Origin of the sequence: Acrocarpospora catenulata (assembly GCF_018476525.1) — a bacterium.
GTDB classification, from domain to species: domain Bacteria; phylum Actinomycetota; class Actinomycetes; order Streptosporangiales; family Streptosporangiaceae; genus Acrocarpospora; species Acrocarpospora catenulata.
Map to the genome: position 1 here is coordinate 21627 of NZ_JAHCST010000074.1, position 23079 is coordinate 44705.

At 73.6% G+C, this 23079-nt stretch carries 14 protein-coding genes; 5 read left to right on the forward strand and 9 right to left on the reverse strand.

From position 1 onward, the window contains the following. Positions 1-18: 18 nt before the first annotated feature. Genes KIP79_RS40685 through KIP79_RS40695 form a run of 3 tightly spaced genes read left to right on the forward strand, consistent with a single transcriptional unit; the run spans position 19 to position 5766 of the window. Complete coding sequence (locus tag KIP79_RS40685) at positions 19-1218, forward strand: hypothetical protein (protein ID WP_214110373.1); 1200 nt, start codon at positions 19-21, stop codon at positions 1216-1218. Further along, positions 1211-2473, forward strand: a complete 1263-nt coding sequence (locus KIP79_RS47905; protein ID WP_250214666.1) for a hypothetical protein — start codon at positions 1211-1213, stop codon at positions 2471-2473. The genes KIP79_RS40685 and KIP79_RS47905 overlap by 8 nt, the downstream gene beginning before the upstream one ends. Continuing rightward, a complete protein-coding gene (locus KIP79_RS40695) occupies positions 2470-5766 on the forward strand; it encodes a coiled-coil domain-containing protein (protein WP_308170160.1) in 3297 nt (1098 codons plus the stop codon). The genes KIP79_RS47905 and KIP79_RS40695 overlap by 4 nt, the downstream gene beginning before the upstream one ends. Positions 5767-5939: 173 nt before the next feature. Here the strand turns inward: KIP79_RS40695 and KIP79_RS40700 are convergent, their stop codons facing one another. Continuing rightward, entirely contained in the window at positions 5940-9680 is a 3741-nt protein-coding gene (locus KIP79_RS40700; protein ID WP_214110374.1) for an AAA family ATPase, read from the reverse strand. Then, positions 9677-10768, reverse strand: a complete 1092-nt coding sequence (locus KIP79_RS40705) for an exonuclease SbcCD subunit D (protein ID WP_214110375.1) — start codon at positions 10766-10768, stop codon at positions 9677-9679. The genes KIP79_RS40700 and KIP79_RS40705 overlap by 4 nt, the downstream gene beginning before the upstream one ends. Positions 10769-10911: 143 nt before the next feature. Here KIP79_RS40705 and KIP79_RS40710 point away from each other — a divergent pair, with 143 nt between their 5' ends. Beyond that, a complete protein-coding gene (locus tag KIP79_RS40710; RefSeq protein WP_214110376.1) occupies positions 10912-12390 on the forward strand; it encodes an alpha/beta hydrolase family protein in 1479 nt (492 codons plus the stop codon). A 126-nt stretch (positions 12391-12516) separates the two neighbouring features. Beyond that, positions 12517-13920: an LCP family protein gene (locus KIP79_RS40715; protein ID WP_308170161.1), complete on the forward strand. Its 1404-nt coding sequence runs from the start codon at positions 12517-12519 to the stop codon at positions 13918-13920. A 2-nt stretch (positions 13921-13922) separates the two neighbouring features. Here the strand turns inward: KIP79_RS40715 and KIP79_RS40720 are convergent, their stop codons facing one another. The 7 genes from KIP79_RS40720 to KIP79_RS40755 form a co-directional block, all read right to left on the reverse strand. Next, positions 13923-14930 carry an enolase C-terminal domain-like protein gene (locus KIP79_RS40720; RefSeq protein ID WP_214110378.1) on the reverse strand — a complete coding sequence of 336 codons (1008 nt, stop codon included), beginning with the start codon at positions 14928-14930 and terminating at the stop codon, positions 13923-13925. 13 nt (positions 14931-14943) lie between these two features. After that, on the reverse strand, positions 14944-16284 hold the full coding sequence (locus KIP79_RS40725) for an MFS transporter (RefSeq protein ID WP_308170162.1): 1341 nt from the start codon (positions 16282-16284) through the stop codon (positions 14944-14946). A 17-nt stretch (positions 16285-16301) separates the two neighbouring features. Then, entirely contained in the window at positions 16302-16583 is a 282-nt protein-coding gene (locus KIP79_RS40730; RefSeq protein WP_214110379.1) for a hypothetical protein, read from the reverse strand. Between the two features lie 145 nt (positions 16584-16728). Next, positions 16729-17901 (reverse strand): VWA domain-containing protein, encoded by a 1173-nt coding sequence (locus tag KIP79_RS40735; RefSeq protein ID WP_214110380.1) that lies wholly within the window; start codon positions 17899-17901, stop codon positions 16729-16731. Further along, on the reverse strand, positions 17898-20816 hold the full coding sequence (locus tag KIP79_RS47910) for a DUF5682 family protein (RefSeq protein WP_372453746.1): 2919 nt from the start codon (positions 20814-20816) through the stop codon (positions 17898-17900). The genes KIP79_RS40735 and KIP79_RS47910 overlap by 4 nt, the downstream gene beginning before the upstream one ends. Then, complete coding sequence (locus KIP79_RS40750) at positions 20782-21861, reverse strand: ATP-binding protein (protein ID WP_214110381.1); 1080 nt, start codon at positions 21859-21861, stop codon at positions 20782-20784. The genes KIP79_RS47910 and KIP79_RS40750 overlap by 35 nt, the downstream gene beginning before the upstream one ends. Further along, positions 21858-23079 (reverse strand): DUF5691 domain-containing protein (locus KIP79_RS40755; RefSeq protein ID WP_214110382.1); only part of this gene is annotated, 1222 nt, incomplete at its 5' end. The genes KIP79_RS40755 and KIP79_RS40750, both read right to left, overlap by 4 nt.

Consider the following 23079-nt stretch of genomic DNA (forward strand, 5'->3'; position numbering starts at 1 on the left):
GGCCCTACGGTAGGGCGCGTGCTTGAGGAGACGCTGGACGCGGCGCTGACCGACGAGGCGGTGCTGGTCACCTACCGGAGGATGTTCGCCGCGCTGGCCAGGGACAGCGGGGCCGTGGTGGACGATCCGGCGCTGGTGGACATCGCCGAGACGCTCTTCGCGGCGTTCGCCGCGGCGGGCGAGGAGTGGCTGACCCACGAGCAGATGCGCCACGCCTGCCGCGCCTACCCCGCCGACCTGTTCGAGAACCGGCTCCGCGTGCTGCGCGGCCTGGGCGCGGTGCGGGAGGTGTTCCCCAAGCCCAACCAGTTACGCTACCGGGCCTCGTTCACCTCGGTGGTCGGGCTGATGTTCATCCGGCGCATGATGGACGACGGCGGCCAGAGCGAGATGCACCGGCTGCTCGCCCTGGAGGACCTGAACGCCGCCGATCCGCGCACCACGATGGAGCAGGCGCGGCAGTCGGCGCAGAACCTGGCGCGGGCGTTCCGGCTCTGGGCGCTGGAACTGATCACGCTGACCACCGGGACCATCGAGGAGCTGCGCGAGCAGGCTCCCAAACTCTGGGGCACCGCGGAGATCACCCGGCGGGCGCAGAGCCTGCACGGCACCATCCTCGGCCGCTGGCCCGCCCTGGACCGCACCTGCACCGAGCTGCGGACCGCCATCCACGCCTACAGCGACGCCTCCCGGCGGGCGGCCGGGCGGCTGGCCGACTCGGCGGGCACCACCCGGAACCTGACCCTGCTCCCGGCCGAGACCTGGCGGACCTTCGCGCAGACCGCGACCAGGGAACGGCTGGCCGCCGTGCTGGACGGTTTCGCCTTCGACGCCGCCGCGCCCTGGCACGACCCGGCCGCGATCGCCCAGGCCGTCGACGAAGCCCCGCGCCCCACGCCGGTCCGCCCCGCCCCGCCCCGCTCTCCCCTGCCGGACGCGGGCCCCGCCAGTAGGTACGATCCGGTGCAGGCCGACCTGGACCGCCTCATCGCCGTGGCCGAACGTGCCCTCGCGGGCCGCGCCGAGGCCCCGCTCGGCGAACTCCTCGTCAACGACTGGCCCGCCATCCGCCGCCTCCTGGCCGACCTCACCTCCGCCGACCTGCGCCCGGAACTCCCCTACCGCCTCCGCTGGTCCGACACCCTCACCGCCCGCCCGCAGGGCCATCCCAGCTGGCTGTCCCACGGAACCCTGGAGAGGCGCTCCCCTGATGCCTGAGCAAGCACATGTCGCGGCCCGCAGGTCGGGCGTGCTCCGGGTGCCGGCGTCGGAGCGGGTCCCGCCGGGTTTCGTACGGCTTTCGCAGGGCGATTCGGCCGTGGCGCTCCCCCAGTGGCCGGACGGGGCCACGCCGTCCCTGCTGGAGGAGTACCAGCTGGCGCCGTTCCCGGTCGAGCGGGCCGGGGAGACCCGGCGCATGCTGGCGGCCTGCCTGCGGGTCTGCTGGCAGGACCTGTCCGCCGACCCCTGGCCCGGGGTCGCCGTTCCCGCCGAGCAGGCGCTCTCCTGCTACCGGGCGCTGACCGGACGTACCGACGACACCACGCGCAGCTGGTCCATCGGCGCCCTGCGCCGCCTGAACGAGACCGGCTGGATCAGCCTGGGCGTGCCCGCCGACGGTAACTGGTCGGATCTGCGCCCCGGCAGGGGCCGCCTTGACCTCGCGGGCGCCTTCGTCCGCCTCGGGCCGCGCTGCGCCCTCTGGCCGGCCGACTCCCACGCCCAGCTCCGCGACGTCGTCCGCCGCATACCGCCGCCCGCCCCCACCGGCGAGACGGGGGTGCCGCTGACGGGCCTTCGGGAAGAGGGCGCCAGGGATCTGGAGGATCTCCTGGGCGGGTACGACGAGCGGCGGCGGGCCGAACTGGTCGCCGCCTTCATGGCGGTGGAACACGCGGCCGAGCCGGTGCCGGAGGCCCGCTTCACGGCCCTGCGCGATCCGGCGCTCCGGCGCACCCTCGCCGAGATGCTGGAACGCCGGGGCCGCACGCTCATCCAGCGCCGGGACACCTGGATCTCGGGGTACCGCGACGGTCTGTCCGGGGGTGACGCGTCCGACGCCGGGCGCCTGGGCGAGGGCGAGCGGGCAGTGCTGACCCTGGTGCTGGTGCATTCGGTGGCGATCCCCCGGGCCGACGGGCTGCTGGGCGAGGACACCTGGCTCTCGCCGTACCCGGTGGCGGTAGAGGAGCTGCGCAGGCGCACGCTGCTGCCGATCGGCGAGTTGGACGCCGCCCTCCGCACGCTCCGCCAGTGCGGCCTGCTCACCCAGGTCAAGAGCGCGGAGGAGACCGGCGGCGGTTACGTCCCCGGCCCGCAGTTCCACCGGCTCACCCAGGCCGCCAGAGCCCGCCTCCAGGAGGAACTGATCCTGGCCGCCGGGCCGCACACGCCGCTGGCCGTGGCGATCCGCTCCCGAAGATCGACCCGCCCGCTCCCCACCGAACCATCAGCTCCAGGAGGAACCGAGTGACCGGCGACATGACCGGCGAAGTGACGGGCGACGCGGCGGCTCAGACGGCGGCTCAGACGGCGGCTCAGACGGCGGCTCAGACGGCGGCTCAGACGGCGGGCGGACAGGACGGGTTCCTGGTGGTGGCCGCGGCGGCCGAGCCTGCATCCGCGCCGTCATCTGCGCCGGCGTCCGCAGAGGCGGCGGAGGCCGGGCCGCGGGTGCCCGCCGGTCCTGTCGAGAACGTGGTGGGCGACCGGGTGCTGATCGCGGTGCAGGCGGTCAACATCTCTCGATTGTCGACCCACCCGGTGCCCACCGTGCCAGGGACGTTGATCGTGGTGGCGGGAGCCGGGCCGAAGGACTCCAACGGGGCCGGGAAGTCCTCGTTCATCGCGGCGATCACCGCCCTGCTCGGGGACGAGCAGTGGCGGTTCGCGTCCGGCGCCAAGGCCGTGTCCGAGCTGCTGTTCAACGCCGAGCTGGCGGCCCACGGCGACCAGCAGTGGGCCAGCGCCGACCACGGCTACATCGTGGGCGTCTTCGACGTGCCCTCGGTGGGGTTGCCGGTCACCGTGTGGCTGCGGGTCAACCAGGAGGCGCCCCACCTGGAGATCCGGTGGACCGAGGGCGTGCGCCTGGCCACCGCCGCCTCCGAGGCCGACCGGGTGACCAGGGCCGACGACATCTGGGCCGAGCTGCCGAAGAGCGCCGGCCGCCGCGACGTGGTCGCCCGCGACCTGACCCGTGTCCTGTACGGGGACCGGGTGCGCTGCGTGTCGTTCCTGTCCACCTCGGTCCGCAGCAAGGTCGCCACCAACCTGCTCTCCCAGCCGCTCAACGAGATCTCCCCGGAGCGCATCTTCGAGGCCATCGCCGCGCTGACCGGCCTGGACGCCGAACTCGACCAGGAGCGCGAAGCCCGGCGGGACGAGCACGGCAAGCTCGTCCGGGCCGCCCAGGCCGAGGGGCGGCTGCGCGAGTTCGAGGCCGAGTCGGCCGCGCTGCTGGCCGTGTTCGACCGGCGGGACCAGGCCAGGGAGCGGCTGGCCGAGGCGCTGCACAGCTGGCGCGGCCGCCTGGCCAGGCGCCTGGTGGACGCCGCCGACCGCGACGCGGAGCTGGCCGCCGAGCTGGCCGCCCACGAGGACACGGCGGAGACCGCCGCCGAGGCCGCCGCCGCCGTGAAGAACGAGATCCTGGCACTGAAGGACGACACACTCGACCGCGCCCTGGCGGCGGCCCGCCGGGAGCTGGCCGCCGCCCAGGCCCGTGCGGGCAAGCTGGAGACCGAACGGGCGGTCGCTCAGAACACGGCGGACGAGCTCCGCGCCCAGATCCCGGCCCTGGAGAACCTCCGCCGCCAGGCCGACGGCCGGGACGTGCCCACCGCGCAGGCCGAGCTCACCGCCGCCCGACGGCACCTCACCGAGGCGCTCAAAGCCCAGGGCGTGGCCGACCGCGAGACCGAAACCGCCCGCTCCGCCCTCCAGGACGCCGAGAACGGCCCCGCCGCCGCCCAGCTCCGCGCGCTGGCCGCCGCGGGCCTGACCGGCGCCAGCCTGCTGGACACCCTCGCGGTCGCCGAACACGCCCGCCCCGCCGACCTCCCGGCCCCGATGCGCGACGGCTGGCCCCAGGAGTCCGCGATCATCGTGGACGCCCGGGACATGACCCCCGCCGCCGAGGCGCTGCGCGACCTTCCCGGGTCGGTCGTGGTGAGCCCCGCCGGGGTGACCGTGGTCGGCGTGGCCGAGGAGGCCGTCACCGGACGCGACGCCAGGATCAAGGCGGCCGAGCAGCGGCTCAGCCGCGCCCTGGACGCCCAGGAACTGGCGGCGCAGGCCGTCCGGCAGGCGGAGGACGGCGTGGCCACGGCCGAACGCCGCCTGGAGGGCGCCACCGCCGCGATCCGCCTGACCGAGATCGAGGCCCGGATCACCGCCCAGCGCGACCGGCTGACCACCCTGCGGACCGCCCTCGACGACCTGACGCCGATCCTCGACGCCGCCGAACAGGAGGTGGCCACCCTGGACTTCCGGGCCCGGACCAGGAACCTGGAGGTCGAACGCCTGGAGTCCCGCCGCCAGCACATGGAATCCGAACGCGCCCAGGCCAAGGCCCTGGCGTCCCAGGTGACCGCCGAACGCGACGCCCTGGACCTCCCCGGTCTGGCCAGAGACTGGGGCGGCACCCTCGAGAGCACCCGCAGAGCCACGACCTCCAGAGGCCACCGCAACTCCGCGGTCCCCCACTCCGCAGTCCCCCACTCCGCGGTCCCCCACGACTCCGCGACCCCCCACGACTCCGTGACCCAGCATGACCCGGCGGACCACCACGAGACGGGAGCCGTCGCGAGCGCGCGTGCCTGGCTGGCCGAGGCCGACACCCTCACCGCCGACGAATGGTGGCGCGGCGCCGAACGTCTCCTGGACAGCGCCCTGCGCGGCACCTTCGCCGACGGCGACGAGATCGCCGAGGAGCTCGACTTCCTGATCAAGGAAAGGCGCGGCGGCCGGACGGCCCAGGAACTCGCCACCTTCCCGGCCCTCTGCGCCGCCCTGGCGTCCTACCTGCGCGCCCAGGAGGACTACGAACGCCACCAGCGCCTGCAGATCGAGACCCAGATCCTCTCCAGGCGCCGCGACCTGGCCGCCGCCACCAAGGGCGCCGAGGAGGCCGCCCAATCCACCGCCGTCCACCGCGCGGCCCTGACCGAGGCCATCAAGGTGCGCCTCGCCCGGGTCGCCGAGGAGTTCGAGAAACTCGACACCGGTTACGGCGGCTACGGCGCCACCCTGGAGTTCCCCGTCCCCGCCGCCCCCGCCGACCCCGAACAGCGCTGGGCCTGGCGGGTCATCCCCAAATGGCGCCGCGGCGAAGGCCAGGGCTACGTCCCCTACAACCGCCGCGCCAACACCGCCCTGATGGACGAGAAGGCCGTCAAACTCGTCTGCGCCGCCGCCATCGCCTCCTCCGGCGGCGGCCACCTCACCCTGGTCCTGGACGAACTGGGCCGCAACCTCGGCAAGGAACACCGCCGCGAAGCCGTGGCCCTGTTCCGCCGAATCGGCGAAACCCACGGCATCACCGTGATCGGCGCCCTCCAGGACGACATGGAGCCCTACGCCATCGACGCCTGCGGCCAGTACATCAAACTCCGCCGCTCCTCCGACACCATGCCCTACAACGAACCCCCGATCATCCTCGCCCACGACCGCCACTCCGAACGAATCCGCCTCCTGTCCACCTCGATCACCCGCCCGCATCCCCAACCGCCCCCCGAGACGACCGCTGAAGCCAGTTGGGCGTGACAGCCGAAGCCGGGCTCCGACCGGTGGGCAAGCCACCCCGAGCCTCTGTCGCGGCCGGCCTCGCCGTCGCCGCGGCGGCCCGGCGTGGCCTGCGCGCGGGACCCGGTGCCCCGCCCGCCGGACCGCCGGACGCCACAGCCCAGGGCGACGACCGTTCCATCCGGTCCAGGTGATCAAGCTGGTCTGAGCGTCGAGCCGGTGCGGGTCTTGCGGACCTGGAGTTGGGTGGGGATGCGGATGCGGAGTTCGGCGACGTGGCTGACGATGCCGACGGAGCGGCCGCCGGTGCGGAGGGTGTCGAGGATGTTGAGGACGTCGTCGAGGGTGTCCTCGTCCAGGGTGCCGAAGCCTTCGTCGACGAAGAGGGTGCCGATTTCGGTGCCGCCGGCTTCGGCGGTGACGACGTCGGCGAGGCCGAGGGCCAGGGCCAGGGAGGTGATGAAGCTTTCGCCGCCGGAGAGGGTGGCGGGGTCGCGGTCGATGCCGGTCCAGGCGTCCAGGACGCGCAGGCCGAGTCCGCCGCCCGCGCGGGTGCGGGAGCCCGCGGTGCGGCGTTTGTCGTACTGGAGGAGGTAGCGGCCGCCCGACATGTGGGTGAGGCGGTCGTTGGCGGCGTCCACGACCTGGCGGAGGCGCTCGCCCAGCACGTACGCGGAGAGCGGCATGTCCCACCGGTTGTCGGTGGAGTTGCCGTTGGTGAGTTCGGCCATGCGTCTGGCGAGGCGGTGGCGGTGTTCGGCGGGGCGGAGGGCCTCGACGGCGGTGGCCAGTTCGGCGGCGAGGGCGGTGAGGCGGTCGTGCCGGTGGCGGGCCTGGTCGCGGGCCGAGGCGCGGTCCTCGTGTTCCTGCTCGGCGCGGGCGCGCTCGGCGGCGAGTGCCGTCAGGTCGGGGACGGGTTCGGCGACGGCGGCCAGGAGTTCGGGGTCGGCCAGCAGGGCCGTGACGGCGGCGTACTCGTCGCGGAGGAAGGTGAGGCGTTCGCTCATCGCCGTGCGGTCGGCGTCGGTGCGGACGGCGGCGCGGGCGTCCTCGATGCCGCCGAAACCGGCGTCGAGGGTGGCACGCCGGGCCAGGTCGCGGGCGTTGTCCCGTTCGGCGGCGGCAGCGGTCGCCTCACGTAGCGCGGTGGCGGCCTGCTGGAGCGCGGTGGCCTCGTCGGTGAGGCGGCGGACCCTGGCGGTGAGGGTGGCGTCGTCGCCCCGGGCCTGGTCGATGATCTCCGACAGCCGGGTGTCCTCGGCCGCCAGTTGGGCGGCTCTGGTGCGCGCGGTGGCGAGTTCGATGTCGTTGCGGCTGCCGCGTTCGGCGAGTTCGGTGAGTTCGGTGGTGAGCCGGGCCGTCTCCTGCGCGCCGGACTCCTCGTCGGCGGCGGCGAGCCGCAGGCGGGACAGTTCGGCGGCGGCCTCCCGCAGGTCTGCCGCGGCGGCGTCCTCGGTGCGGTCGTCGGGGACCGTGCCGCGCAGGTCGTCGTACTTGGCCTGGACGGCGTCGGTTTGGGCGACCGCGTCGAGGGCGGCGGCGAGCAGGGCGGCTTCGTGGACGATCCGGTCGCGGCGGCCGGCCACGGTGGGGTGCCCGGCCCTGGCGTCGTCCAGGCGGGCGGTGATCCTGGACTGCTCGTCGTGCAGGCTCCGTTCGTGGGCGCGCAGCTCGGCCAGGGTGGTGCGCAGGTCTTCCGCGCGTTCCCTGGCGGCGTCGCGGGCGACGGTGAGCTCGTCGACCCTGGTGGCGAGGGCGGTTTCCGGTTCCGCGGCGGCCGTCAGCCGGGTGAGCGTGGACTCGCCCTCGGCGACGGCGGTTTCCGCGTCGGCGACGGTCAGGCCGTCCGCCCGGTCGGTGGCCTCCTCCAGACGGGCGGCGAGGGCGGCGGCCTCGGATTCGGCGGCTTCCCTGACGCGTTGCGCCGCGTCGGCCTCGGCCTGGGCCTCTTCCTCGTCCTCAGCGGTGGGCGCGCCGATTCCGGGCTCGGCCGGCGAGGGATGGTCGTCGGAGCCGCAGACCATGCAGGGCTCCCCCGAGGCCAGGTTGGCCGCCAGTTCGGCGGCCATGCCGTCGATCCGCGTCTGCCGTACGGTGAGCAGCCGGTCGAGGGCGGCCTGGGCCTGGTCGGTCGCGGCTCGGCGTGCCTCATCGGCGGCGGCCGACTCCGCCACGAGTTCGTCCCGCCGCAGGGCCGCCTCGAACCGCTCCCGCGCGGTGCGGCAGGCCGCCTCGGCGACCGGGATCTCCGCCGCCGCGGCTCTGGCCTGCTGCAGGCCGGCTTTCGCGGCATCGAGCAGGTCCGGAATCTCCGACACAGACCGGAGCGCCGTCGCCTCGTCGGCGGCGAGCTTCGTGAGCGAGGCGGCGACCGACTCCGCCTCCGCCTGGACGGCCGCCAGCCGGACCTCCTCCGCCACCAGCTCACCCAGCCGGGCCGCCTCCTCCCGCCAGGTGCGCTCCCAGGAGGCGACCTGCCCGAGGTCGGGATCCGGCGCGAAGGGCCGGATGGCGGCCAGGGAACTCTCCCTGAGCTCGACGGCCTCGGCCAGGGCGGCGGCGAGAGTGTCGCGGCGGCGGACGGCGGTCAGGGTGGACTCGGCCGCGCGAACGGCCGCCTCGGCCCCCGGTAAGGCCGCCTTGGAGAGGCGGGCGTGGGACAGGCGGGATTCGGCCTCCTTGAGCTCGACCGGGAGCACGGCGAGCCGGTCGGTGATCTCGCTCTGGATCTTCTCCATCGCGACGATGTCATGGCCGGTCCGATCCCGATCGGCGCGGAGCTGCGCGAGCCGGGACTCCTCGGGCCGGAGCTGCTCGATCCGGGCGATCTCGTCGCGGCGTTCCTGTTCGAGCGCGGTCAGCTCGGGGGGAGACGCCGCGAGTGAACCGGGCAGGTTCCCGGACGAGCCGAGCCTGGACAGGGCCTGGGTGGCGTGGTCGTCAGCCAGTTCGGCGGCGGCGGTCCGGGCGTCGTACTGCTGGATCAGGGGCAGCACCCGGTCGGCGTTGGCCGCTTCGGTGAGGAAGGTCTCCAGGTCAGAGCGTTCCTCGGCGGTGTTCTCCAGCTCGTCGCGGCGGATCAGGGCGGCGGCGTGGCGTTTCTGGCGGTCGGCCAGGTTCTGGGCGCCCTCGAGGCGAGTTCGCGCCTCGCGCAGGGCCGTCTCGCCGGCCGTACAGGAGGCGGCGGTTTCGGAGGCGGCGGTGGCCGCGGTGGCGAGCAGGGCGGCGGACCAGCCGAGCGGGTCGTCGCCGAGGTCGGCGACGGGCAGGTCACCGGCGGCGCCGTGCATCCTGTTGGCGGCGGCCGCCACGTTCCCGCGCAGGGCGTCCTCAGCGCGGCCGGTCACGCGGCGGTGCTCGGCGAGCCACTTCTCGACCTCGGTGTAGAGGCGTACGGAGAAGAGACGTTCGAGGAGTTTGCGGCGGTCGTCACCGTCGGCGCGGAGGAAGCGCGCGAACTCGCCCTGGGGCAACATGGCGACCTGGGCGAACTGGTCGTGGTTCATGCCGAGCAGGCCGCCGATCAGATCCCCGGCCTCGTCCAGCCGGGTGGTGAGGGCGACCCAGTCGTGCCGGAGCTCCTCCAGCACGACCTTGGCGTTCTCCTGGACCGTGCCCTGGCCCCGCAGCTTCGGCCGCGACCAGGACGGGGAACGCTGGATGCGCAGCCGCCGCCCCCGGATGGTGGCCTCCAGCAGCACCTCAGGCCCCCGGCCGGGCGGCGCGTGGTCGCAGCGGAGGGTGCGGGCGCTGTTGCGCAGGCCGGGCACCATGCCGTACAGGGCGAAGCAGACCGCGTCCAGGACGGTGGTCTTCCCGGCGCCGGTGGGCCCGTGGATGAGGAACAGGCCCGCCTCGCCGAGCGCGTCGAAGTCGACCTCCTCGACGCCGGGGAAGGACCCGAAGGCGGTCATCCGCAGCCGGTGCAGCCTCACGCGGTGGTCTCCTTGATGCGGTAGGCCATGATCGCTTCTTCCAGCAGCCGCCGTTCCTCGTCGTCGGCGGGCTCGCCCCTGACCTCTCGGACGAAGTCCAGGGCCACCTCGACGGGCGGGCGCCCGGCGGTCGTCACGGGCGCGGCGGCGGACTCCGCCCCGCCCTCGGGGGCGAACTGGAGGTCCACGGTGTTGGGGAAGTGTTCCCGCAGGCGTTCCATCGCGGCCTTGGGCCGTACCGGATCGGTGAGGGTGGCCTGGATCCAGTGGTCGCAGGGGTCGCGGGTGAGCAGGTCGGCGAGGCGGCCGGTGAGCCGGGTGAGCGGGCGCGGCACGGGGGCGGGCACGAACTCGGCGCCCCCGGCGTCCAGATCGACGAGCCAGGAGCCCTTGACGTGGCCGGCCTCGGAGAAGGAGTACGCCAGCGGCGACCCCGAGTAGCGCACGGTGTCGCTCATCCGCTGGCGGCCGTGCAGGTGGCCGAGCGCGACGTAGTCCACCCCGTCGAAGGCGCCGAGCGGCACGTGCGCCACCCCGCCGACGGTGATGTCCCGCTCGCTGTCGCTGGCCTGCCCGCCGGTCACGAACGCGTGCGCCAGCACCACCTTGCGCTCCCGCCGGTCGGCCCTGATGCGGTCCATGGCATGGGTGATCGCGGCCGTGTGGGTGCGCTCGGCCAGCTCCCAGGGGCCCTTGACCAGCTCCGGCTCCAGGTACGGAATGCCGTAGAAACCGACGTTGTTGACGACCACGGGCTGCCAGGCCCGACCAGGATCGGTGCGCAGATGCACCCGATCCATGAGATCAGCACCGAAACCCAACCGCACCGGGGAGTCATGGTTGCCGCTGATCAGCACGGTGTGCACCCCCAGCGCCCGCAGCCGGGCCAGCGCCTCGCCGCACAGCGCCACGGCGTCGACCGGCGGCAGAGCGCGGTCGTACACATCGCCGGAGACCACCACCACGTCCACCCGTTCGGCGCGGACCGTGGCGACCAGGTGGTCCACGAAGGCCGCCTGGGCGGTCAGCAGGCTCTCCCGGTGGAACGACCGGCCCAGGTGCCAGTCCGACGTGTGCAGCAGCCGCATGTCGCAGGAAGCTAACAGGTCCCGCCGACAAATGTGGCCCCTGCCGCACCGGTAGCGACACGTAATGTCTTAACCTGGCGATCAGCGGGCACAGTAAGGGGGAGGGCACGACCGGGAATGTGGATCGTCCGTCGGGGAGCGGCATGACGGCTGGCCGGGGCACGTTGAGCGTGGTGGCGGGCGCGCTGGTCGCGGTTCTGGCCGTGCTGGGCTACCTGCTGCCCCCGCCCGCGTTCGACCCCCCGCCGCTGACCAACCCGCCCGCCTTCCAGGACCTGCCAGAACAGCCGCCCGCCGAGCACCGGCCGGTCAACACCACCGCGCCGATCAAGGTGCAGGACATCACGGTGCCGGTCAACGGCGAGAAGCTGACGGCCACCATCCGCGCGCCGCAGACCCCCGGCAAGCACCCCGCCATGGTCTTCGTGCAGGGCTCCGGCTCCGGGACCAGGGACGAGTTCATCTCGCAGGCCGAGTGGCTGGCCAGGTCGGGCATCATCACCCTGGCCTACGACAAGCGCACGGTCGGGTACTCCTTCCGCAGCAGGGACTTCTCGCTCCTGGCCGACGACGCGCTGAACATGATCCAGGTGCTCCGCGAACGACCCGACGTGGACCAGGCCAGGACCGGGCTGTGGGGGGTCAGCGAGGGCGGCTGGGTGGTGCCGATCGCCGCCGCCAAGAGCCGGGACGTCGCCTACGCCGTGCTGGTCTCCTCGCCGAACGTCTCCCCGATGCGGCAGGTGGCCTGGGCGCTCAACGAACAGCTGCTCCGGCTGCGCGCGCCGGACGGAGTGCGCGACCTGCTCACCCGGGCGATGGGCGGGGTCGGCTTCAACTTCCTGCGTTACGACAGCGTCCCCGCGCTGCACGGCATCCACCAGCCCACGCTCGCCCTGTACGGGACGATGGACCCCTCCATCCCGTTCGTGGAGAGCACCCAGACGCTGATCGACGCGCTGCCCAGAAGCGACTACACGATCCGTTTCCTGGCGGGGGCCGACCACGCGATGCGGATCAACGGCGGCCGTTTCGTGCCCGACTACCTGCCGACGCTGGCCAACTGGATCCAGGGCCTGCCCCGGCTGCCGGAGATCCGGATGGCGGGGGCCACCCCGGTGCAGCGGTTCCAGGCCAGTGACGTGCCCGCCGCGCCCTGGTACGGCGGCACCACCTTCCTCACGCTGACCCTGCTGCTGGCGGCGGTGGGCTACGTGGCCGCGCCGGTCACCGAGATGGTGGTCCGGCTGCGCGGCCGGGAGCTGCGCCACCAGACCAACGCCCAGCTCTGGCCGGGGCTGCGGCGGCGGCTGCGGCGCATGGTCTGGACGGGGGTCGGGCTGCTGGCCGCCGTGCTGGCCTTCATCACGCTGATCGTGCTCTTCTCGGTGAACCAGGCGGGTGCCTGGCCGGCCGTCCAGGCGGGGTGGCTGGTGGTGCGGGTGCTCGCCGTGGTGATCCTGGCGCAGGCGGTGGGCGCGGCCGGAGTGATGATCGCCGGGTTCCGGGACGGCTGGCAGCCCACCCGGTGGCAGAAGATCACGTTGACCGGGATACTCGGCGGCACGGGATTGCTGCTGGTGACCGCCGCCTATTACGGGCTGTTCGCGTTCCCTTGGTAGGGGTTGTCGGCCTGGCCGAGGTCAAAGACCCGGGATCAACGCGCCGCGCACCGTAAAGCTGAGGGCACCTGGCCGCCGGTGACGCTTCAATGTAACCGAAGCGACACGGTCGGTAATGGGGTGGACGTGAAGAATCCAGCAGGGGTGATCGGGTGGCTCGTGCTCTCGGCCGTCCTGCCGGGCGCCGCGCATCTGCGCGCGGGCTGGAAGCGGACCGGTCTGGTCTTGCTCCTGGCCTACCTGGCGATGGTGCTAATGGTCACCGGATTGGTCGTGGAACTGGGGCCGGCCGCGCTGGCCGGGTGGGCGCTGGGCCGGCTGCCCGCCATCACGGTTACCGCGGGGGTGTTGGCGGCGGCCTGGTGCGCCCTGATCGTGCACTCGTTCCTGGTGCTCCGGCCGGGACTGGCCTCCCGCCGGTGGCAGGCCGGGACGGGGGTGGTGGCCGCGCTGCTGGCCCTGCTGGTGGCGCTGCCGTTCGCGGTCACCGCCCGGTACGCGGCGATCTCCCAGCGCACCCTGGACCAGGTCTTCACCGTTCCCGGGAACGGCGGCGACCCGCTGGCCGGCAAGGACAGGGTCAACATCCTGCTGCTCGGCGGCGACTGGGACCCCGGCAGGGTGGGCACCCGGACCGACAGCGTCAACGTGGCCAGCATCGACGTGCGCACCGGCAATACCGTGCTGTTCGGCCTGCCCCGCAACCTGGAGGACGTGCGCTTCCCGCCCGGCAGCCCGATGCGGGCCCGCTTCCCGTACGGCTTCCGCCTGCCGGAAAGCCCCGGCGGGGACAGGGACGACCTGCTCTACTCGGTCTGGGGGTACGCCAACGAGCACCCGGAAATCTTCGGCGGCCGGCGGAACATGGGCCCCGCCACCCTGAAGGAAACCGTCGGCTACACCCTGGGCCTGAAGATCGACTGGTACGCGCTGGTCAACATCTGGGGTTTCGCCCGCATCATCGACGCCCTCGGCGGTCTGGTGCTCAACGTGGAGCGGGATGTCGTCTACGGCCGCTACAACGAGGGCCGGGTCAAGGCAGGTCTGCGGCGGCTGGACGGCGCCCAGGCGCTCTGGTACGCCCGGTCCCGCACCTTCGCCGATGACTTCACCCGGATGCGGCGGCAGCGCTGCGTGTTCGACGCGCTGCTGCGGCAGGCCGACCCCGGCAAGGTGCTGACCGGTTTCGACCAGATCGCCCGGGCCACCCAGGGCATGATCTACACCGATCTGCCGCGCGGCACGCTGCCGTACCTGGTGCCGCTGATGGCGAAGATCAAGAACGCCTCGGTGCGCAGCGTGCAGTTCGTGCCGCCGCTGATCAACACGGGGTACCCGGACTGGAACCTGATCCGGGAGACCACCGCCCGTGCGCTGAAGGAGTCCGCCCAGGCCAAACCGGAGACCAAGACCGGCACGCGGGACAAACCCGGCGTCAAGGCCATGGCGGTCCTGCACGCCAACCCCGTCGCGCCGTCGACCGCCCCCTCCCCCACGCCGGCACCCCGGCTGAGCGCCGACTGCCGCTGAGCTCAGCGGAGCAGGAAACTGTCCCTGGCCAGCCGCCGTACCCGGTCCTCGTCCACGGTGTGGCCCAGGCCCGGCTGGGTGAGCGGGACCGCGACCACCCCGCCGGAGGCGCCCACCGGCGGGGCGACGATCTGGGCGCTGCGCGGTGGTTCGGTGACGTCGCTGGGCAGCGTGCACCCGGGCAGGCTGGCCACCGCCACCGTGGCCGCCCGGGCCAGCCCGGCCCCCCGGCCGTCGGCGCAGGTGATGTCCCAGCCGGCCAGGAGCGCCAGGTCGTGGGCCTGCCGTACCGCGGTGAGGGAGCCGAACAGGGACGGGCGCAGCAACAGGGAGCGGCCCGCGTGCAAGGAGATCGCGTGGTCCAGCGCGGCCACCGAGCCGACCTCCACCGCGACCGGGGCCGAGACCCGTTCCTGCAGGTCAGCGCTGGTGTACAGGTCGGTGAACGGCCGTTCGATGCCGGCCAGGCCGTAGGCGTCCAGGGCCTCCAGCTGGGCGGTGTCGGTGTAGGCGCCGTTGCCGTCCACCGCGATGGACAGCACCGGGTAGGCCGCGCGGACCGCGCGGACCGGCTCCACGTCCCAGCCCGGGCGCACGTCGATGGTCACGTGCCCGTAGCCGGCGCCGACATGCCGGTTGACCCGGGCCACCGTGCCCTCCGCCGACCCGTCCGGAGCCAGCCGCACGGTCGCGATCAGCGAGGTACGGCTGCCGCCCAGCGCGTGCGCCAGCGGGACGCCGGAGAGCCGGGTCCACAGATCCCAGCAGGCCATGTCGGCCGCCGACCCGCCCGGCACGCCGCCGAGCTCGTCGGGATGCTCCCAGTCCACGCCGAGCAGGGCCTGACCCAGCGATCCCTCAAGGGTGGTCCAGGTTTTGGGGGCCGGGTGCACGACCTCGCCCCACCCGGCCATGCCGCCGTAGTCCGTCAGCTTGACGAGGATGCTCTCCGGCCGCCTGCCGTAGGGCAGGAACAGCCGGAACACCTCGATCTCCCGGACACGTGGCATGGAATCTCCCTCGCTAGGTCTCCATCGTCGCACGTCCCGCCAAGGGCACGCCGACCGCGGCCAAGGCCACCAGCAGCGCGAAGCACACCGCGTACGCGGCGGAGACGGTGAGGACGGCCCCGGTCACGGCAACCGCCACAATCGTCAGCACCGACTCGCCCACGCTCAACGAGGCGCTGTTGTGCCCCTGCTCCCCCGGCTCGGACAGTTCGAGCACCAGCACCGAAAGGGTCGGATAGACCACCCCGATGCCCAGCCCGGCCACCGACCAGGCCACGAACGACAGCGCCACCGGCACCACCCCGGCCACCGCCAGCGCGGTCCCGGCGATCCCGGCCGCGATCAGCGCGCTCCCCGCCCGCAACATGCCCTTCCGCGCGTACGGCTTGCGCCCCTGGAGCCAGGATCCGAACGACCAGGAGACCGCGCCGCCGGTGAGCACCAGCCCGGCCTGGGCCGGGGAGAGGCCGCGTTCCTGGGCGAGCACCAGCGGGACCAGCACCTCGGCGGCGAAGAACGACCCGGCCGCGACGCCCCGGAGGGCGACCACGGTGGGCAACCCCCTGGCCGCCCGTACGGTTCCCGGCGGGAGCAGCCGGGGCAGCGCGACGACCAGCACCAGCAGCCCGGCGACCATGAGCGGGATGTGCCGGGCGCCGCTGCCGTACTGGAGCAGCCCGGCCCCGATCGCGGCCAGCCCGCCCAGCAGCAACCGGGGCAGGAACGCCCTGGTCTGCTCGGGGGGCGGTGGCGTCTCGCGGACGCTCGCGCGCAGGCCGCGCCAGAGCACCAGGGCGGCAGGGGCGGCCAGCAGCGGCACGGCCAGGAACACCCAGCGCCAGCTGAACCGCTCGGTGACCAGGCCGGTGATGGCGGGGCCGATCACCGAGGGGAGCACCCAGGCGGCGGCCAGCAGCGAGAACACCCGGGGGTGCATGATCGCCGGGTAGACCCGCCCGACCAGGACGTAGACCGCCACGTTGAACATGCCGCCGCCCAGGCCCTGGAGGAAACGGCCGACCAGGAAGATCTCCATGACCGGCGCCATCCCCGACACCACCAGGCCGAGGGTGAAGGCCAGCAGCCCCGCCCAGAGCGGCGCGTCCGGTCCTCTGCGGTCCCCCCACCGTCCACCGGCCACCGTGGCGATCACCCCGGCCGCCAGGCCCCCGCTGAAGGCCAGGCTGTACAGGTGGTAGCCGTCGAGCTCCCGGCCGACCACGGGCATCGCGGTCGCCACCGCCAGGTATTCGAAGGCGACGAGCATGAACAGCGCCACCATGCCCGCGCTCAGTGCCCGGTAGCGCGGGTCGAAGACCCGGGGCACCGTAGGAGGAGAAATCACAGTAGTCACATCCTGAACGCTACAAATCACGACATATCACCGAACATCGGGAATTGGTCGTAGGACTTCCGCGCGCCGGCAGTGACCTCGAACCAGGCTGGCAGGGCCGAGCGGCACCAGGTCTCGGGCAAGCGGGCGAAAACCGCGAGGCTTCGGCGGCCGGGGTCGACATCATCCTGTCCAACAACGGCTACGAGATGATCAACCTCGGCATCAAGCAGCCGGTCTCGGCCATCCTGGAGGCCGGCGTCCACGAACTCGCGCTCGCGCAGGGAGAGCGTCTGGCCGCGGATGATGCGGGCGCACACCGACCGGCGACGTCACCTAGTGGCCCGTCACGCAACCTTGACCCGGCAATTCACGCCCCCGCCCCCGACCGAATCCGGGTCAAGGTTCGGAGACGCCCCACTAGCTCCCTTCAGCACGCCCTCCTTCAGCACGCCAAGCCCCCCTTCAGCGCGCGGGCTGGTGGCGTTCGAACCAGGCCGACAGGTCTTTTCGCTGGATGGCGGCGGCCATCAGGTCGGGGAAGACGTCGGGGGTGCAGGCGAAGGCGGGCACGCCCAGGGCGGCCAGGGCGGCGGCGTTCTCCCGGTCGTAGGACGGGGCGCCCTCGTCGGAGAGGGCCAGCAGCACGATCACCTGGACCCCGGCGGCCGTCATCGCCGCGACCCGGCGGAGCATCTCCTCCCGGACCCCGCCCTCGTAGAGGTCGCTGACCAGGACGAAGATCGAATCGGTGGGACGGGTGACCAGCCCCTGGCAGTAGGCGATGGCCCGGTTGATGTCCGTGCCCCCGCCCAACTGGGTCCCGAAGAGCAGCTCGACGGGGTCGTGCAGCTGGTCGGTGAGGTCGACCACGGCCGTGTCGAAGACCACCAGGCTGGTCCGGAGGGCGCGCATCGAGGCCAGCGCCGCGCCGAACACGCTGGAGTAGACGACGGAGGCGGCCATCGACCCGCTCTGGTCGATGCAGAGCACGACCTCCCGCTGCACCGAGCGCTGCTTGCGGGCGTAGCCGATCAGGCGGGACGGCACCACCGTGTTCCGGTCCGGCAGGTAGTTCTTCAGGTTGGCGCGGATGGTGCGGTCCCAGTCGATGTCGGCCGGGCGCCGGGGGCGGTGGGTGCGAGCCGCCCGGTCCAGCGCGCCGGTCAGGGCCGCCCTGGTCTTCTGCACCAGGCGCCGCTCCAGGTCCTCGACCACCTTGCGGACCACCATCCTGGCGGTCTGCCTGGCCTCCTCCGGCATCACCCGGTTGAGCGAGAGCAGCGTGCCGACCAGGTGCACGTCGGGCTCGACCGCCTCCAGCATCTCCGGTTCCAGCAGCAGGCGGCCCAGGTTGAGGCGCTCGATGGCGTCCTTCTGCATGACCTGGACCACGGTGGACGGGAAGTAGGTGCGGATGTCACCCAGCCACCGGCTCACCCTGGGGGCCGAAGCACCCAGGCCGGCGCTGCGCACGTTGCGCTCGCCCTGCCCCTGGCCGCCCTGGTCGTACAGGGCGGCCAGGGCCGCGTCCATGCCGGCGTCGGCGGCGCCCAGGGCCGGGCAGCCGGACATGCCGTCGGCCTCGCCACCGAGCACCAGCCGCCAGCGGCGCAGCCGCTCGTCGGTCACGTTCATCGCGCCCTCCCCAGGATGGCCAGCACAGTACGGACAGCCCCCGCCGCCTGACCTTCGTCGTAAGTAGTCTCGGTCCGCGCCGGGGCGCCGGAGGCGATCCGGTTTCCGATCGAGCGCCGTTCCGGTGGCGCGAACGCCCCGAACGTCCGTCTCAGCAGCGGGAGCACGTCGACGAACGCCTCCGGCGAGAGCCCGGTGAGCCAGTCGTCGACCATGGCGAGCAGCCGGGCGTCGTGCACCAGCAGCAACCCGCCGCCGGACAGGAAACCCTCGACCCAGGACGCCACCCGGGCGGGCGGGTGACCGAGGGAAAGCGCCCGCGACATCCGCGCGTCGGCGTCGTCGATGACCTCCGCGTCGAACAGGATGCGAACCAGCCGCCCCTCGATCAGGCCGGGCACGTCGGAACGGTCGGCCACACCACGCAGCGCCGCGAACCAACGATCCCTGGGGATGGCAGCGGCCTCACCGGATCCGCCGGACCTGGCTTTGCCGGGCGCGACAGCCTCGCCGGACACGCCGAACCCGGCCTCGCCAGGCGCCACAGCCCCGTCGGACACACCGGACCCGGCCTCGCCAGGCGCGACAACCTCGTCGGCCTCGCCAGGCGCCACAGCCTCCCCGGGCACACCGGACCCGGCCTCGCCAGGCGCCACAGCCTCGCCGGACACACCGGACCCGGCCTCGCCAGGCGCCACAGCCTCCCCGGGCACACCGGACCCGGCCTCGCCAGGCGCCACAGCCTCGCCGGACACACCGGACCCGGCCTCGCCAGGCGCCACAGCCTCACCAGACACACCGGACCCGGCCTCGCCAGGCGCCACAGCCTCACCAGACACACCGGGGTCGCTCGGCTTCCCCGGCTCGTTCGGGTCGCCGAGTAGGGCCACCGCTGAGGTGACCGCGTCGATCTGGACCAGCATCTCGCGGGCCGTGTCGTCGTCCAGGCCGGTTACCGCCGGGGAGAGGCCCGCGCAGCTGCGGGCCAGCAGCGAGGTGATGATCGAGCGCAGGCCGGCGGCCGGGGTGCCGCGGACGTCGCCGTAGCGTTCGGCGCGGACCAGGGCGGGCAGCGCGGCCATCAGGCGGCGGACGTCGTGGTCAAGGGCCGCCCGGTCGCCGATCGCGCGGAGCAGCGGCGGAAGCGCGTCCGCCAGGTCGGCCAGCAGGGTCTGTTCGAGCAGGCCGGTGAGGTCGGCCAGGGCGGGACCGGCCGGATCCTCGGCGCGCTCACGGATGCGGGCGACGGCGGCGGCGGGTACGGTGACCCCCCAGGCGGCGGCCTCGATCAGGGCGACGTCGAACTCCGGCCGCCACTCCAGCGACCAGGACTCCTTGAAGGTGCCCTTGCCGCTGGTCTCCCGGCGCTCCCCCCACGGGATGCCGATCACCAACAGGCGGTGGAGCAGCCGGCTGCGCTCCAGGTCCAGCGGCTTGCGCAGGTCGAGATCGTGGACCCGGGCCAGCGCCTCCGGTTTGAGGCGCAGGCGGCGCTGCTCGTCCCGCAGGTGGCGCTGGAGCGGGACCATCGGCGTCGAGTCGGGCACCTGGCCGAGGCGTTCGCCCACCACCAGGCGGCGCTGGATGAGCTCGACGGGAAGCTCGTCGCCCTCGCAGAGCACGGCCCTGGCCGCCTCGGTCACCTCGGCCAGGCCCGCCAGCGGGCGCCCGCGCAGCAGCGCCAGGCTGTGCGCGAGCCGTACCGCCTCGATGACGTGGGCGGAGGAGACGGGCAGCCCCTCCTCGCGGAGGGTGTGGGCGGCCCGGGTGAGCCAGCGTTCGATCGGCCGGTCCTGGTGCTCGAAGAGGTGGCCGTACCAGCCCGGGGAGGTGATCCCGGCGCCGTAGCCGCTCCAGCTGGCCAGGCGGCCGTGGGTCCAGGGCACCCAGGTCAGCTCGGCCTTGACCTTGGGCAGGCCCTTGAGCAGCTGGGTGTCGGCGACGACCGTGCCCGGTTCGGTGAGGGCCGGCACGTGCCAGGCGCCGCAGACCACGGCGATCTCTGTGAAGCCCTCCTTGACCGCGGCCCGGATGGTCCGGCGCATGTACGCCTCCCGCTGGGACTCGTACAGGTCGGGGGTGTGGCCGTCGCGCACGGCGGCCATCGCCTCGGCGATCACCTCGAAGGGGGTGTCGCCGCGGTGCTCGACCGCGTCCTCCCACCAGCGTTCGGGGTCGTCGTAACCAGCTGCCTCGGCCAGCGCGCCGATCGGGTCCACCCGGATGCCGGACCGCGTGTCCGGCTCTTCGGCGAGTTCCGGACGCTCCGAGAGTTCCGGACGTTCCGAGAGTTCCGGGCGTTCGGGGAGTTCCGAGCCTTCGGCGGACTCCGGCGCTTCGGCAGGTTCCGGCTGTTCGGCGGAGTCGGGGTGTTGGGCGGAGTCGGGGTGTTGGGCGGAGTCGGGGTGTTGGGCGGAGTCGGGGTGTTGGGCGGAGTCGGGGTGTTGGGCGGAGTCGGGGTGTTGGGCGGAGTCAGGGTGTTGGGCGGAGTCAGGGTGTTGGGCGGAGTCAGGGCGTATCGCCAGGCTGTGGGCAGCGGGCAGGTCGCAGAAGCGGGCCGGGATGCCCGCGCGGGCCGCGTACTGGAGGGCCTGCCATTCCGGGGAGAAGCCGGCGAAGGGCCAGAAGGCGGCCCTGGACGGGTCGCCCGGCACGTGGGCGAGCAGGGCGACCGGGGGCTCCATGTCGGGGTCGGCGGCCAGCGGCACCAGCGCGTCGGCCTCCGGCGGGCCCTCGATGAGCACGAGGTCCGGGACGAGCCGCGCCAGCTCATCCCGGACGGCCCTCGCCGAGCCGGGCCCGTGGTGCCGGATGCCCAGCACCGTCAGCCCGGCCTCCCTGCCGCCCGCCGAGACGCGCAGGGCGTTGGCCCGCCGGGGCTCAGCCCGCATCGCGGCAGGCGCGGTAGAAGTCACGCCAGTCCTCCCGTTCCCGGACCACGGTCTCCAGGTACTCCTGCCAGACCACCCGGTCGGAGACAGGATCCTGGACCACCGCGCCGACGATGCCCGCGGCCACGTCGGAGGCCCGGAGCACGCCGTCGCCGAAGTGCGCGGCCAGCGCGATCCCGCTGGTCAGCACCGAGATCGCCTCGGCCGTGCTGAGCGTGCCGCTGGGCGACTTGACCTTGGTGCGGCCGTCGGCGGTGACCCCGTCGCGCAGCTCGCGGAAGACCGTGACCACCCGGCGGATCTCGTCGAGACCGGCCGGGGTCTCCGGCAGTTCCAGGGCGCGGCCGAGCTGGCTGACCCGGCGGGAGACGATGTCCACCTCCTCCTCGGCGCTGGCCGGGACCGGCAGCACGACGGTGTTGAACCGGCGGCGCAGCGCGCTGGAGAGCTCGTTCACGCCGCGGTCCCGGTCGTTGGCGGTGGCGATCACGTTGAAGCCCTTGGCCGCCTGGACCTCCAGGTTCAGCTCGGGGATCGGCAGGGTCTTCTCGGAGAGCACAGTGATCAGCGCGTCCTGTACGTCGGAGGGCATGCGGGTGAGCTCCTCCACCCGGGCCAGCCGCCCCTCCGCCATGGCCCGCATCACCGGGCTCGGGGTGAGCGCCTCCCGGGAGGGCCCCTCGGCCAGCAGGCGGGCGTAGTTCCAGCCGTACCGCACGGCCTCCTCGGCGGTGCCGGCGGTGCCCTGGACCAGCAGCGTGGAGTCCCCGCTGATGGCGGCCGCCAGGTGCTCGGAGAGCCAGGTCTTGGCGGTGCCCGGCACGCCGAGCAGCAGCAGCGCCCGGTCGGTGGCCAGGGTGGCCACGGCCACCTCGACGATCCGGCGGGGGCCGATGTATTTGGGGGTGATCGGGCCCCCGGGATGGTCGGGGTCGCCGAGCAGGTAGGTGGTCACCGCCCACGGAGAGAGCTTCCAGCCGGGCGGGCGGGGCCGCTCGTCGCCCTTGGCCAGGAGCGCCAGCTCGTCGGCGTACTGGTCTTCGGCGTGCGGGCGTAGCACCGTGGTCACGAGAACTCCTTGATCATGTCGGATCGGAAACGAAGGATGGCCGCCAGGTCTTCCATCTCACCGTGCTCCGCGAACCGCGCGACCTGGTCGTACCAGCCGGGGTCGATCCGCACGGCGGCGAGGTTGGCCAGCTCTCCGGCGTTCCAGGGTTGTTTGGCGGCGAGCTCGGTGATCCGGGTCAGCACCGCGCGGGCCAGGGGCTCGCCCCACGGGCGGGGCACGCCGCCGAGCATCATGATCAGCTGGCCGTCCACCTTGCCGGTGTAGACGAGCTGGGCGGCGCGCTGGGACTGCTCGTCCGGCGGGAGCACGGCCAGCAGGTCGGTGAGCGGCTCGATGTCCAGCAGCGCGCGGGCCCACTCGGGGTCGCGTTGCAGGATGGCGGCCCTGGTCCAGCCCATGCGGACCTCCCTGGCCCAGTCGCCGAGGTCCAGCCGGGTGATCTCGGCGACCGTGCCGCCCAGGTGGCCGGGCCAGAAGGCCAGCGGGGTGTGCGAGATCACCTGCTGCAGCCACCAGCCGCGCTCGCCGCCGCCGGCGGGGGGCCTGGCCCGCAGGCCGTCGCGCTCCATGGCGCTGTCGCACGCCTGGGGCGGCCGGGCCGTCAGGGTGTCGCCGACCCTGACCAGGGCGCGGGCGGCGCGTTCCGCCATACGGCGCCCGAGCCGGGAGTCGGGCAGGCGGGTGAGCAGGTCGGCCGCGGTCTGCCTGGCCTCGCGGCGGCGGTCGTCCAGGGCGGACTCGAGGAACGGCTCGTCGGCCATGCTCAAGCCGTCGGCGAAGGCGGCCAGGAAGGCCGCGCGGTCGTCGCCGGACTCGCTCGCCCAGCCGACCGCGAGCAGTTCGCGGGCCTGGCCGGGGTCGGCGGCCCGCAGCCGGGCCAGGAAGGCGCGCCGGTCGCCGCCGGCGCCGAACTCCCAGATGCCATGGTCGAGCGCGTCGCCCGCGCCGGAGCTCTCGCCCAGCAGGTACGCCCAGGCGGGGTTGAGCCCGGCCAGCCAGCGGCCGCGGGCGCCGGTCAGCACGGCCAGCCGGGCCCGGATCGACCGGTCCCTGGCGCCCAGGTCGAGCAGGGGCGGGATGAGCGGGGCCGGCACCCGGACGCCCCGCTCGGCGGCGATCTCCAGCCACTCCTCCACCAGCCGGGGGTGCTCGCCGCCGAGCATGCGGGCCAGCCGGTCCCCCGCCCGGCGCGGGGCCGCCGGGCGGGTCTCCTCC

Coding starts and splice junctions, on each gene's coding strand:
- KIP79_RS47905 (WP_250214666.1), top strand. CDS start 1,211: ATGCCTGAGCAAGCACATGTCGCGGCCCGCAGGTCGGGCGTGCTCCGG.
- KIP79_RS40705 (WP_214110375.1), bottom strand. CDS start 10,768: ATGCGGCTGCTGCACACGTCGGACTGGCACCTGGGCCGGTCGTTCCAC.
- KIP79_RS40710 (WP_214110376.1), top strand. CDS start 10,912: ATGACGGCTGGCCGGGGCACGTTGAGCGTGGTGGCGGGCGCGCTGGTC.
- KIP79_RS40720 (WP_214110378.1), bottom strand. CDS start 14,930: ATGCCACGTGTCCGGGAGATCGAGGTGTTCCGGCTGTTCCTGCCCTAC.
- KIP79_RS40735 (WP_214110380.1), bottom strand. CDS start 17,901: ATGAACGTGACCGACGAGCGGCTGCGCCGCTGGCGGCTGGTGCTCGGT.